Here is a 14,016-nt window from a genome sequence, read left to right as displayed (position 1 = left end):
TGAAAAATTAAAATCCATAACGAAGCCATGCAAATAAAACATTGCCATTGTTGTAGGTGCCGGGAATATAGGTGAACTGCACATTCAACGCTTTATAACCCGCAGAGAACAGCGGCAGGACGATCGGCAACGGAATATATCCACCGAAATCTTTGCGTGCCGTAATACCCGCGGTTATTCCCGCGCCTAAACGGAAATCCTGATTTTCACCAGGATACCAGCCCTTTTCCCAGCCATAACCCACAATCGGCTGCCACTCATTATGCGAGTCTTTAAACGCCATCGCATATAACGCATTCCAGTTGCCGCTCTCATCAAAACGGGAGACACCCAGACCACCGCCCCACGGCATCTCGTTATAGTGATCGGTTTTCTCTTTGTCATACATAAAACGGGCATGCCAGCTGATAAAGGGCAGATAGAGATCGGTATGCTGCGGTGCATTCCAGGTCTGAGCAACATCATCCGTCACCCCATCCCACCAGGATGACAGAGAGGAGACCGCGGTTTGAGCATAGAGCGGACCGGCGGCCAGCGTTGAAGCAAGCAATACCGTTGCGGTAGCAATTTTCATGACAGGTCCCGTCAGCGCGGTGGTGATGACGAATGAGTATAGCGCAGTCCTTAACGTGCTGATTGTCACCCGTCATGCTTCGTTTAATCAATGACGAAGGAGTATAGCGGAGCCCTTAACGCGCTAATTGTCATTCGTCATGCTTCACGTAATTAGCGGATAATGCGCTAATTAACGCAAACGGTCAGTGATGAAGGTGCTGTTTTCAGCCCGCCAGGAACTGAATTTCAGGCTGAAATCGCCAGCAGTAAAGGCATTCTGGCCACTGATTACAGTGAATGTCTGAGCGGTACAGCAGAAGGTTAACGGCGGACAGGCGGCAGAAAAAAAACCGGACTGGAGTCAGTCCGGTTCAGGGGATCAGGCTTCAGCAGCCTGTGATTTTTCGCCAAACTTCTCTTTCATATGGGATTCAATCTCTTCCAGGCTTTTACCGCGCGTCTCCGGTACCATCGCCATCACAAAGATCAGCGAGCCGACGTTAATCGCAGCAAAGATAAAGAAGGTAGTGCTGCCGGCATATTCCATGATCGGTGGGAAGCCAAAGGCGACTATCGCATTAAAGATCCACTGTAATGAGACGGCACCGCCGGTTAATACCCCACGCAACTGCATCGGGAACAGTTCTGACATCATCAGCCAGTAAACGGGTGAGATGCACATCTGCATACAGAACAGGAACAGCAGAATACAGCCCAGGGCGAGGTAACTTTGCATCAGGCTCGGGCTGATGAAGGTCATCACGGCACCCAGCATAATCTGCGAAGTGATGACCAGACACAGGCCAGTGATCAGCATCGCCCGGCGTGGGAAACGACTGACCGCCCAGATACCCACAATCGCCGCCACGACCGAAACGACCCCGTTGCCGATGGTTGCGGCGATCGAGGCGCTGGTGCCAAGACCGGTCTGTTTCAGGATGATAGGCGTGTAATACATAAAGCCATTAACCCCGGTAAACTGCGCCACGAAGCCCAGACCGACGCCGATAATCATCAGGCGTATTACCCACTTCTCGCGGATCAGGGTTTTTGCATCAGGACCCCGTTCCGCCGCCCGCGCCTGCTTCTTCATCTGCGCCATTTCATGACGCACTTCTCGCGGCGTTTCCCGCAGGTATTTGAGGATCTTTTTCGCTTCTTTCAGGCGACCTTCCGCCACCAGCCAGTGCGGTGACGCCGGAACAAAGAAGGTTCCGATAAACAGCAACAGGCCAGGCACCATTGCGATGGCCAGCATGTAACGCCACAGATGCGGATCGTGCAGCAGATAACTCAGCAGCGTACTGGCCACGTAGGCGATCAGCTGACCGGTGACAATCATCAGTTCATTACGACTGACCAGCGGCGCACGGAGTCGTGGGCCGGCAATCTCAGCGATGAACACCGGCACGGTCGAAGAGCCGCCACCCACCGCGATACCGAGCAGGAAACGCATCGCCACCATCACATTGACCGATGGCGCCAGCGCCGTGCCCAGCGAGCCAAGCACAAACAACACAGCCAGGCTGCGCAGCGTGATACGTCGACCAAAGCGATCGGAGAAGAAGCCGCTCAGGAACGAACCGATGGCCGCACCGAACACCAGTGAAGAGGCCACCAGCCCTTCGGTGAAGGAGTTCAGCCCAAGTCCGCCCTGATCCGGCGGAGAAGTCATGTAAGGTAAGGCACCGGAGATAATCCCGGTGTCATAACCGAACGCCAGCGCACCCATAGTGGCAACCAACACCACAAGAAAAATACGCTGGCGTACCGTGTCGGCAGGCGCGTGTTCGCCCGCTTCACCCGCGTCTGGTCTATTCGTACTCATAATTACCCTGCCATTAACAAGTTAAACATCCGTAGATGAAATTTCATACGGAATAAAATTGGAACATATTTACCGATTGGGAGATGAAGTGTAGACGGTATTTATCACTTAGCTTTAGCAATGCCTCTTTTCTGGCGGGATAATTAATTACAAAACTCAGGGAAATAGTGGCGAACCGAAACTACCTTTAACATTAAATTAACGTGTTCAGTTCGTGCTGGATCCAGTTCAGGAAATGACTGACGCGGGGAAACTGTGCAAAGCCACGCGGGTAAACCAGGTGGTGCGCGCTGACCGGCAGGCTATAGGGCTCTGGCAGCACTCTGACCAGTTTACCGCTGCGTAAATAATCTTCAGCCAGCAACTCACTCTCGAAAATAAGCCCGTGACCCAGCATGGCTGCTTCAAGACTCATATAAGAGCGGTCAAAGCGAAATAACCACTCTTTGTCCGGCTGGGGTAATTGTTGAGCGGCGAACCATTGCGGCCATTGAATAAGCGGTGATTCCGATAATATCAGCGCGTGATGAATGAGATCCCCGGCCTGATTAACAGGATAGCGTTCAAGATAATCGGGCGAAGCCAGTACCGACATCCTTTCATGGCGGATGGTTTTAATCTCAAACGATTTCCAGTCCGGGAAACCGTGCCGCACCGCAATATCAATATTATCGCGACTGAACGATAAGTTTTCATATGAGCAGGAGAGCGTCAGCTGAAATTCCGGGTAGCTGTCGCGAAATTTATGAATCCGCGGCAACAGCCACAGCAGACCGAAACTCGGCGCACAGTGAATCCGCAGATTACTGCGCGTCTTCTCGTTACTGATGCGCGCCGTCGCCTGCGCCAGGCCCAGCAGTATCGGGCTGATTTCCTTGAGGTAATGTTCGCCTGACAGCGTCAGCACTACGCCTTTAGCTGAGCGATTGAACAGGCTGCAACCGAGCTCTCGTTCCAGTTTTGCCAGCTGATGACTGGCCGCAGAAGGCGTAATACTTAATTCCTCCGCCGCACGCGCCACATTGCCAAAATGAGCCACCTGCTCAAACACCCGCAGTGATTTAATCGAAGGTAAGTGGTCAGCCTGCTTGTCCATCGGTTTCTCCGTGACGGAAATATGTGATGAATGCCCATTAATAAAACGCAGAAATGTTAACTGCATCAAACCAACAAATTCATTCAGCATCAAATGAATTTTTTTGCATTGCCAATATCGACGGCTTTATCAATTCTGATCGTGACCCTGCCGGTAGCAATACCGAACCACTAATAATTATTCTTCTGGAGTGGACTATGTTACTTGAAAATAAAGTCGCGATAATCACCGGAGCAGCTTCCCCGCGCGGGATTGGCCGGGCAACCGCAGCCTGCTTTGCTCAGCACGGCGCCCGTATCGTGGTGCTGGATTTGGATTTGCAAGCTGCGCAGGCCAGTGCTCTTACCTGTGGCGACGGACATCTGGGGCTGGCCGCAGACGTGACCGATCCGCTTAGCTTTCGCCGGGCAATCGATCAGGTACTTGAGCACTATGGCCGGATAGATGTGCTGGTCAACAACGCTGGTATAACGCAGCCGGTGAAAACGCTGGAGATCGGCCCTGAGGATTACAATCGCATCCTTGACGTGAATCTGCGCGGCACATTGCTTATGTCACAAGCGGTGATCCCCACCATGCAGCAGCAAAAGAGCGGCAGTATTGTCTGCCTCTCATCGGTTTCCGCACAGCGCGGCGGCGGTATTTTTGGCGGACCACACTACAGCGCAGCCAAAGCTGGCGTGCTTGGACTCACCAAAGCGATGGCGCGCGAATTTGGACCCGATCAGATCCGTATCAATGCGATTACGCCCGGTCTGATTCAGACCGATATTACCGGCGGGCTGCTGCAGGATGAACGTCGCCACGCCATCATTGACGGTATTCCGCTTGGCCGCCTCGGCGCAGCCAGTGACGTCGCCAACGCAGCGTTATTTCTCGCCAGCGATCTCTCTGGTTACCTGACCGGCATCACGCTCGACGTTAACGGCGGCATGCTTATCCATTAAAAAGCGCCCTGCCCTGCCCGCATGAACGGCGGGCTCACACCAGGAGTGAATATCATGAGCACGCTTAACCTGAGCGCAGTTGCGGCTGCGCGCGATATCACCTATCGCAAAATAGCCTGGCGATTAATGCCGTGGCTGATGCTGTGTTATCTCTGCGCCTATCTTGACCGCGTTAATGTCGGCTTTGCTAAATTACAGATGATGGACGATCTGTCACTAAGCGAAACGGTATATGGTCTGGGTGCTGGGATCTTTTTTATCGGCTATTTCTTTTTTGAAGTACCCAGTAATCTGATTCTGCATCGGGTCGGCGCTCGCCGCTGGATCGCCCGCATCATGATCACCTGGGGTCTTATCTCGGCCCTGTTCGCCTTCGTTGAAACCGCATGGCAGTTCTATCTGCTGCGCTTCCTGCTCGGCGTGGCAGAGGCTGGCCTCGCGCCCGGTCTTCTGCTCTATCTCACCTACTGGTTCCCCGCCAGCCGCCGCGCACGCATGACGGTGCTGTGGTTTATCGCCATTCCGCTTTCCGGGATGCTTGGTGGCCCGCTATCTGGCTGGATTATGGCAACCTTTGCTGGTTTCCACGGTTGGGCCGGCTGGCAATGGATGTTTCTGCTGGAGGCTATCCCTACGATTGCTATGGGCTTAGTGGTGTTGCTGGTGTTGAAAGACCGCGTTGAGCAGGCGGACTGGCTGGATGAAGAAGAAAAACGCCGTGTCCGCGCCGACCTCGATGAAGACAATCAGCAGAAGGCCTGTCACAGCACGGTAAAGGCGTTCGTTGCGGATAAGCGTCTCTGGCTGCTGGCGCTGATTTACTTCTGCGTGGTGATGGGACAGTACGCCCTGACCTTCTGGTTACCGACACTGGTCAGAAATTCCGGCGTCAGTGAGCCGCTGCATATTGGCTTTCTGACCAGTCTGCCCTATCTGTGCGCCATTATTTTTATGCTGCTGGCCGGTCGCAGCGGTGACCGACATCGTGAGCGCCGCTGGCATCTGGTTATCCCGATGCTGGTGGGACTGATCGGATTATCGCTGGCGACGTTACTGAGTCATAGCATCTCTCTGTCGCTGCTCTCACTGTGCATTGCCGCCGCCGGGATACTCTCTGCGTCTTCGCTGTTCTGGATGCTACCGACCAATTTGCTGGGTGGCGTGTCTGCCGCCGCAGGCATCGCCGCGGTGAACTGCATAGCCAATCTGGCCGGCTTCTTTTCGCCGTGGCTGATTGGTGCCATTACCACGGCAACCGGTTCACCCGCGTCAGGAATGTACTTTATCGCTGCCGTTCTGCTGGGTGGTGCGCTCTGCGTGCTGCGCATCCGGGCAGCGGATGTTAATCGTTAATCAGGAGGTAATATGACTGACCATCTGCACGCATCATCCGGTCTCTCATTGCAGCAACGCGCCACTAATATTCGCCGCCACGCTTTATTGATGGGTCAGGTACAGGGACAGGGCTATATCGGACAGGCGCTCGGCGCGGCCGATCTCCTCGCTGTCAGCTATTTTCATGCCATGAACTATCGCGCCGATCAGCCTGACTGGGAACAGCGTGACCGCTTTTACCTGTCGATTGGCCATTATGCTATCGCTCTGTATGCAGCACTGCTGGAAGCCGGCGTGATACCGGAAGCAGAACGTGAGACTTACGGCACCGATGAAAGCCGTTTACCCATGTCCGGCATGGCGGCCTATACCCCGGGCATGGAAATCACTGGCGGTTCACTCGGGCATGGTTTAGGTATCGCCGTCGGCGCCTGTCTGGGCCTGAAGCAAAAAGGTTCCGCATCGCGGGTCTTTAACCTGCTTTCTGACGGTGAACTGAACGAAGGGTCAACCTGGGAAGCGGCGATGTCCGCCTCGCACTGGAAACTGGATAATCTGATCGCCATCATTGATGTTAATAATCAGCAGGCGGATGGGCATAGCAGCGAGATCCTGGCCTTTGAACCGATTGTGGATCGCTGGCAGGCCTTTGGCTGGTATACGCAGCGGGTGGATGGCAATGACATCACGGCTTTGCAATCCGCGTTTGATGCGGCGCTTAACTGGGCTGAACCGCAGCCACGCGTGATTATCTGTGATACCCGGATGGGCAAAGGTGTCTCGTTTCTGGAAAACCGTGAGAAAACACACTTTATCCGGGTTGATGCCGATGAGTGGGATAAAGCCCTGACCGCGCTTGAGCAAGGAGTCTGAGATGAATTCACAACCGCAAAAAAAACGCCTGACCACCTCGGCAATGATCGCGTCGATAGCCGCAGAAGGACAGCCTACAATTTCTGCACCGTTTGGTCATGCGTTGGTATCGCTGGCGCAGCAACGAACTGATGTCGTCGGAATGACGGCTGATTTAAGCAAGTATACTGACCTGCATCTCTTCGCCGACGCCTTCCCGGAACGCTTCTATCAGATGGGCATGGCAGAACAGTTGCTGATGAGCGCAGCCGCTGGCATGGCGCGTGAAGGCTTTACACCATTTGTCACGACCTACGCGGTATTTGCTTCACGTCGCGCCTATGATTTTATCTGTATGGCTATTGCCGAAGAGAATCTGAATGTCAAAATTGCCTGCGCGCTGCCGGGCTTAACCACCGGTTACGGACCCAGCCATCAGGCAACGGAAGATGTGGCGATTTTCCGCGGAATGCCCAATCTCACCATCATCGATCCTTGTGATGCGCTTGAGATTAGTCAGGTCGTTCCGGCTATGGCTGAGCATCAGGGACCGGTTTATCTGCGCCTGCTGCGAGGGAAAGTACCGCTGGTGCTGGATAAATATGATTACCGTTATCAGCACGGAAAAGCGCAGCGCCTGCGTGGCGGTAAACATGCGGTGATCATTAGCAGCGGGCTGATGACGATGCGGGCTCTGGAAGCCGCTGAAGCGCTGGAGAAGCAGGGCATTGAGGTAGGTGTAGTGCATTCACCGGTAATTAAGCCGCTGGATGAAGCGACCATTCTGCGCGAGGCGGGTGAGGCAGCTGATGCTAACCGACTGGTGATTACCGCAGAAAATCATTCAGTCGTGGGTGGTTTAGGCGAAGCCATTGCTGGCCTGTTAATGCGTAATAGCGTGACGCCGCGCTACAGGCAAATCGCATTGCCAGATGCTTTTCTGGCAGCAGGCGCGCTACCAACGCTGCATGACCGTTATGGCATTTCAACCGAGGCAATGATCAGGCAAATCACCGTCTGGCTGGAGGCATAATCCTCACCAAAACCGGGCCTGGCCCGGTTTTTTTTCGTCGTTTAAACCTTCTTAATCGGGTCGGGGCTGACTTAGCACGGTCTTTCACTGATTGCAGTGGTCAGCGAATCGGGTCATCCGGTGACCGTCACAAGAATGAAGTGCCGGTAACTACCCCAGTCCGGTTACCGTGTAGTGAAGCTATCGGTATCCGACAAAAGCAAAAAACAGGCTATTCACTGTAAACAGCATCCGGCCCAGGCCAGTTAAACCCGGCAGACAGGGCGGCAAGTCATCGGGGCAGGAGGCGTTCTCTGGTATCAGTGACAATCCGATTTACCGATCGCAGTGAATGCACGTTGACGGATGAGGCACTGACATTAAAATCGGTTAGCCGGCGTTATTCTGATTGTAGGATAAACAGAGTTATGTGCTGGCTGCCTGAGACTGGATGATGGCCTGTTAAATAAGAGCTGGCAGAAGAGCTTCGTTTTTTCATCGGAAAAAAGTTATCCACTTTTTCTGTGGATAACTGAGGGATATTTTCTGAGTATCTTTTTTTACTCCGCTGCAGGGCTCCTCTGGCTGACCGGTACCGCTTATTCTGATCGTTTTTTTTCCATAAGCCTGATGCGAAAGCCTGCGGCGAAACAGCCTGAAAATCTGGCGATTTCAGGGTGAAATTTTCCATGCTATCTTTTAAAAAACACATAGTTAGAAACGAAATCAGGCTGGCGCATCGTTTGGGTTCCAGAGGCCAGTTGATCACAAACTAGCACCAACGAGTCTGACCGTACTTCAATGAACGTGAAGTAAAAATTGATTGGTTACTAATGAACCAGCCTTCGAATTTCTTTTGTTGCATTGTCATTTTTAGCGAGTGGCTGGCGCTCCGCTATCGGTATAACTCAGCAAGTGAATCAGCAATCAACCTGGTCAATGCAGGTTAACTATTCTGATATAGATACCTGCTGATAGGGACAGATATCTTTTCGCTACAATGCTGCAGCGGTTAACACCTGTTCATTACACAATGAGCAGCTGGCCTGTATCACCTTTACCGTAAACGTGGATACTGCCGAAAGTCGCAGCCTTAACGATCAAGGCCCAGGCGCAGCTCATTGCAGACTTAAACAGTGGCAGTTTAAGCAACAGAACCCGCGAATATTCAGGCTGAAACCGCAGCGACTTCATGCGAACTGAAGAGGGTAGTGACTATAATTTATCTATATTAAACAGTAAGATAATTTAAATATACCAGGTTAATTTCTGGCGATTTCAGCCTGAAATTCGCCCGTAAAGCGGTGCAGTGAAGGGTTTTACAGCCAAAAAACCAGCTATTCAAAGCTGGTTTTTTATCGGATGAGAGTGTTAACGGGCGAGAAATTTTTTCAGTGTCTCGGTAATGACTTTATCCAGCTCTTCCTGCAGCTCTTTTGATTGCCGGTTGAATTCATAGCTGAACATCCGGCCACGAACTTTTTTGCGTGCAAAACGATCTTTATCCGCGAATGACCAAAGTGTCGTCGCCTGAGTTTTGTCTTTCTCAGGTTCTTTCATCAACGTCTGGCTGCCCTGACGAATCAGACGCAGGATGTGATTCTTAAGCTCATCCTCAGCCAGTCCTTCACGCGCACAGACCACATCAATTTCCATTGAGATCGAGTCAATCAATGCTTCAACAGTTTGTCCGGACTCGCTCAACTTGTCCGCAGCCTGCAACAACGCTTTATAGTCCGGATAGGTAAGTTCAGAATGATTCGGAAAAAGTGAAATCAAATCAGACGGTACGCTGGCTGCCTGCAAAGCACGCGTCACTTTGGCCTGAGATAAGCCCTGATTTTCGGCAATCTCTTTCTGCGACAGGCCACCTTCTTTTAAAGTTAACAGGCGCATTCCGACTTCACGCAGATTATGTTCACGCGCGGTCTGAATATCCTGCGCCAGACGACGCGCTTCTTCTGCGCTGATTTCAGCGTCACTGATCAGAACATCAAGGCCGGTTTTGCAATAAATGGCAGCAGCACGACGACGTGAACCATCAAGGATCTCAATGCGGTCATTACGCATGATGCCGATAGCCGGGAAAAACTGTTGCAGCTTAATAGTGCGAATGATGTCGCGCAGAGAGTCCGGCGTGAGCCCGGCCTGGTCGCGACCGTTCGTTTCCATCGTGACAAAAGTTTTATTTTCGACTTCGTTTGCTGCAATGCGCTCAAAACGAAACAGCGCACGTTTCCCGGTGGCTAGCACGAAGGTCTGACTATGCTGGTCATCACTCTTATCATTTTCCAGTGGTGTCTGGCTGAAGGTTCTGCCAATCGTAATTCTTTTTGCGCTCATACAAACCTCAGTTCAGGCGAATAAATTCGATACGGTCAAATACCGCTTTAGCAAAATCCTCAGCAGCTGAGCGCGCATTTTTCAACGCTTCGCTACTGCCGACATAGGTCGAAGGATTTGCCGAAATTACGGTGTCGAATGACTCACCGCACCGTTCGAAGCCATCAAGACGGGGAAGGGCTGCGTCCAGCATGTCTCCACCAAAGATTTCCTTGGCGAGGCTGTGACACAGTTTATGGTCCGCCTTGTTAGAAAGTTTCGACATAAAGCCGATATTGCCTTGCAGGCGACAGGTCGCGCCTGAGTCTTCGATGATGGCGATCAGCTCTGGTAAACGGGTCAGATACTTTAGTGTTGAATGGAAATCGACCTGAGCAGGCGGCACCGGTGTCATCAGCAGGTCCGACGCGGCAATGGCATTCTTCAGAAACGCATCCAGATGAGGGCCACTATCGATGAAGATGAAGTCGTAATCTTTCTTCAATTTAGCAATAACATTGTCATACAACACTGAATGGACGTTTTGCGCGGGCAGATGCTCAGCGCACAACTCATCCCAGCGTGAGGCAATAAACGCATCGTCGATAGAAGCAGGCAACACATCGACACCCGGAATAATCGACGGCACGATGAATTCATTCACCAGCTCATCACGGGTGACATTTTGCAGCATTGCCTGTGCCGCCGTGGCCTCGACCAGACCGACTGAACGTTCATGATTCAAAAACATGGTGGCGGACGATTGCGGATCGAGATCAATCACCAGAATACGCAAATCTTCAAACAATAGATGAGGATGCGCGCGCAGCGCATGGGCCAGCGAAACGGTAGAAACGGTCTTTGAAACACCACCTTTCAGGTTGCCAACAAACAGGGTGTAAGCATCGGTATGGCGGTCGCGATATTTAGGCACGCCACGATGGTGATAGATATCAATGATGTTCTGAATCGACATCGCATACTTTACTGACGATCCGGCTGCGCGCTTATCAAACTGATAGCCGCTCTCCTCCATCTCGTTCACCGCATAATCCACACTGGCCCGGGTCAGTTTAGGCAACTTGGCTAACGCCGCTTTGGCATAGACCTGATAATACGTGTTTTCATGTAACTCTTGTTTTTGTGCCTGAATTTGCTCGGTAAGGCTTAACAACATGCGTTCTGAACGCTGCGCCACCTTCATTACCTGCTTATCATCGTTAGCCATAGTTGCTCCGGACATGTAGGATTTATGACTTTATACAGAAATCCTGCACATGAGGCAATAATTTATCTTGTCAGCGTAAACCCCGTATCTATGTAGTCAGAGTGGTTTTGGTGAGATTCATCACATTGCTTTTACATTGCTGTCTGTATCGACCTGGTTTCGCACAGCGAAACGTTCACTGTAATCAGTAAAATTCCGACGGATCATTCACTGTAATCAGTAAACGATCATGACGCTGGCAGAGAATCGGATAGACGGGTGAGGGTAGGGCGCGGATTAGCGGGCTGATTTGGTGAAACATTCACTGTAATCAGCAGACCGCAATTGAAGTTTGGTGCCATCCTCTCGCAGTGCGCATGGCGGGTATGGGATAAACGCGAAAGGGTGTATCGCAAATTTTCCTGAAAAGTCATCCTCTGAACGTTGGACAATGAACAGGGATAGCGCAGGTCATCACGCAACTGTTTGCTGCAACGTTCACTGTAAACAGTAAAACAGAGAATGGCGTCACCAGAGAGATGTACATCATGACACCGGCCCCAAACATTCACTGTAGTCAGCAAACTCTCTATTCTGGTTAATGCTGCTTCTTGTATACAGCTCAAACATTCACTGTAATCAGTAGAATTTAGCCCGGACGCTGCATCGTGTTTAATTGCCAGGCGAAATGAAACTGATCCGCATCGAGGCAAGGCGCTGAGTGGCGAGCAAAGCAACAAGCGTTCACTATAATCAGTAGTACAGGAGTCTTCGGCTAACTCAGCGTTCACTATAATCAGTAAAAAAACGCGCCGAACATAACATTCACTGTAATCAGTAAATCGCATACAGCAAACCTGCATTTTTGTTGCGGCAAAGGTAATACGATTCTGACTGCAATCTGAATGCCTGGCCGGGAAGGGCGGATACTACTCTGGCGGTGCCAGGCTCTGAACTCTGGGTCCTGAGTCCTGCACCAATAGCCAGTAGTGCAACCCAAGCTTATTCAGATATTCATTACGGATGCAGCAGAGCAGGCATTACCCGCTTAATTGCAGCAACCGCCTTCTGAGCGTTGCATTACCTGGTCAGGGCTGGGGTAGCGATCAGTAAGCCCGCCACTTACGCTTTCATCCCGACACTGACTGCAGTCAACAACCCGATCTGTCCGTGGTCTTTCAGCGCCTATTACGCTGCAAACATTCACTGTAATCAGCAACACGTTCACTGTAATCAGCCAGCCATTCTGAGCACCCGCTAATGTCTCCTGAAGACATCGCATGCTGATTTGCGTGACCAGTCTGACAAGGCGAAGAGAAACGTTCACTGTAATCAGTAATCCGGTCCCACAACTGCAGCGCTGAAAACAGCCCAACCCCAATGCTAGCCGCTCTTCATTGTGATCAGCCCGTCTGACCCGATACTTCAAGTGTTCACTGTAATCAGCAGTTTTGCGAACCCTGTCACGTTTGTCACTGATTGCGCTGTAAAAACAGGGTCTGAGCGGAATGCTCATCCCATATCGCACAGAGTTGTTATAATTATTATTTTTCAATCACTTAAAATGAAACATTCACTGTAATCAGTAATAGGCATCTTAAAGCGTTTACTGTAATCAGCAAACTGCCTTGAGTCGTCAGGCACGTTCACTGTAATCAGTAAAACAGTTAAACGCAGCGATAAGGTAATGAGCATAATAATTAAGTGAGCACTTACTAACATGCAAATAGCTGTTAGTACTGGTGTTTAAAAAGGGTAGCGCCAGACACGGAGCTCGTCTGAGCGACAACTGCTGAATACAGTGAATGTTACTGATTGCAGTGAACAGGGGAAGGATGCTGATTACAGTGAACAGGTGAACCAGGCATACAGTGTCACTTTCAGGCGGGAAGTGACACTGCAACGCGCGGGTACTGATTACAGTGAATGTGGTTACTCGTCAAATTCAATCTCATCCAGTGAATCGATGCTCTCAAGATTACTGATGCCATCAAGTTTAGGCGTCCGACTATGGATGATGAAGAATACCGAACGGCCACGTTTCACCTCAGAGTAATCAAGATAGCCAATCTCTTTCAGTTGTTCCATTGCACGCCGCACCACATGATTCTGAGTCGTGGTCTTAGAACCCAGATTCAGACGCATCCGCAAGCGGGCAAGGGAGATGGGTGCAGGATTGGTCGGCAGGCTCTCAAGAAAAGTATAAAGAGCCTGAGCAGACTCTTTACGCTTTAAACGAGATATCGCCCGGAGCTGCAATAACACCTTATGATCGAAATTATAGAGCTCAAACAGCTTGGGATCCGCCTGGATACGCACGATATCTTTTTCACGATCGTAATAAGCTGATTGCACAAGGTGGGTATGATAAGCCTTGCCGTTGCCTTCAAAGGATAAGGTATTGGTCGCAATACGACGTAATGAAGCATCCAGGCGCTTACGCAATGCGGCAGAGGAGTTGGCAGAAGGGATCCCGCACATCTTTACAAAATCAATAAACGGCAGCGTCACCGTGTCGCCTTTGGTCGGATAACGCGAAAATGACTGAATGATGCCAGCCCAGGTTTTAAAATCGTTATCCATATCCAGCCGCGCGCCAGTGATGGTAATCTTTTCATACCCTTCAGCTTTAACCAGCGAGAGATTCTTCAGCTCTTTGGTAGCGTCAGTCGATGCCATGGCACCCGATTTACCGCGCGCTGTCGATTTCAGCGTCGGAACAAACAATCCTAACCGCATTAAAGCAACAGGCTGAACCGTATTATTCTTGTTGGGATGAAGCTGAATAACTTCACCGCTGTTTTTGGTCACCGACAGAAAAGGTTCTAGTAACGCTTTGTTTTCACTATCTTTATCTGCCAT

General features: G+C 51.1%; 11 protein-coding genes. 4 read left to right on the top strand and 7 right to left on the bottom strand.

The window, feature by feature from the left end:
- Window positions 1-7: 7 nt before the first annotated feature.
- The 3 genes from pagP to ACLIBF_RS20450 form a co-directional block, all read right to left on the bottom strand.
- Window positions 8-574 (bottom strand): lipid IV(A) palmitoyltransferase PagP, encoded by a 567-nt coding sequence (gene pagP, locus ACLIBF_RS20460; RefSeq protein ID WP_448310435.1) that lies wholly within the window; start codon window positions 572-574, stop codon window positions 8-10.
- Between the two features lie 360 nt (window positions 575-934).
- Entirely contained in the window at window positions 935-2,383 is a 1,449-nt protein-coding gene (locus ACLIBF_RS20455) for a sugar porter family MFS transporter (protein WP_094119034.1), read from the bottom strand.
- A 193-nt stretch (window positions 2,384-2,576) separates the two neighbouring features.
- A complete protein-coding gene (locus ACLIBF_RS20450) occupies window positions 2,577-3,479 on the bottom strand; it encodes a LysR substrate-binding domain-containing protein (RefSeq protein ID WP_094119180.1) in 903 nt (300 codons plus the stop codon).
- A 197-nt stretch (window positions 3,480-3,676) separates the two neighbouring features.
- On the opposite strand from ACLIBF_RS20450, the gene ACLIBF_RS20445 reads away from it, so the two are divergent.
- Genes ACLIBF_RS20445 through ACLIBF_RS20430 form a run of 4 tightly spaced genes read left to right on the top strand, consistent with a single transcriptional unit; the run spans window position 3,677 to window position 7,646 of the window.
- Window positions 3,677-4,426: an SDR family NAD(P)-dependent oxidoreductase gene (locus ACLIBF_RS20445; RefSeq protein ID WP_448310434.1), complete on the top strand. Its 750-nt coding sequence runs from the start codon at window positions 3,677-3,679 to the stop codon at window positions 4,424-4,426.
- A gap of 54 nt (window positions 4,427-4,480) precedes the next feature.
- On the top strand, window positions 4,481-5,779 hold the full coding sequence (locus tag ACLIBF_RS20440; RefSeq protein WP_094119035.1) for an MFS transporter: 1,299 nt from the start codon (window positions 4,481-4,483) through the stop codon (window positions 5,777-5,779).
- Window positions 5,780-5,791: 12 nt separating this feature from the next.
- Window positions 5,792-6,634 carry a transketolase gene (locus ACLIBF_RS20435; RefSeq protein ID WP_448310433.1) on the top strand — a complete coding sequence of 281 codons (843 nt, stop codon included), beginning with the start codon at window positions 5,792-5,794 and terminating at the stop codon, window positions 6,632-6,634.
- A 1-nt stretch (window position 6,635) separates the two neighbouring features.
- On the top strand, window positions 6,636-7,646 hold the full coding sequence (locus ACLIBF_RS20430; protein WP_448310432.1) for a transketolase family protein: 1,011 nt from the start codon (window positions 6,636-6,638) through the stop codon (window positions 7,644-7,646).
- A gap of 379 nt (window positions 7,647-8,025) precedes the next feature.
- Here the strand turns inward: ACLIBF_RS20430 and ACLIBF_RS20425 are convergent, their stop codons facing one another.
- The 4 genes from ACLIBF_RS20425 to ACLIBF_RS20410 form a co-directional block, all read right to left on the bottom strand.
- Window positions 8,026-8,316, bottom strand: a complete 291-nt coding sequence (locus ACLIBF_RS20425; protein WP_448310431.1) for a hypothetical protein — start codon at window positions 8,314-8,316, stop codon at window positions 8,026-8,028.
- Between the two features lie 680 nt (window positions 8,317-8,996).
- A complete protein-coding gene (locus tag ACLIBF_RS20420; protein ID WP_448310430.1) occupies window positions 8,997-9,968 on the bottom strand; it encodes a ParB family protein in 972 nt (323 codons plus the stop codon).
- Window positions 9,969-9,975: 7 nt separating this feature from the next.
- Window positions 9,976-11,175 (bottom strand): AAA family ATPase, encoded by a 1,200-nt coding sequence (locus tag ACLIBF_RS20415; protein ID WP_448310429.1) that lies wholly within the window; start codon window positions 11,173-11,175, stop codon window positions 9,976-9,978.
- Window positions 11,176-13,086: 1,911 nt separating this feature from the next.
- A complete protein-coding gene (locus ACLIBF_RS20410; protein WP_233988520.1) occupies window positions 13,087-14,016 on the bottom strand; it encodes a RepB family plasmid replication initiator protein in 930 nt (309 codons plus the stop codon).

The organism is Pantoea sp. PGP6 (genome assembly GCF_053474785.1).
Note: the sequence above shows the minus strand (reverse complement) of the source record. Positions and strands in the feature narration are given on the sequence as shown.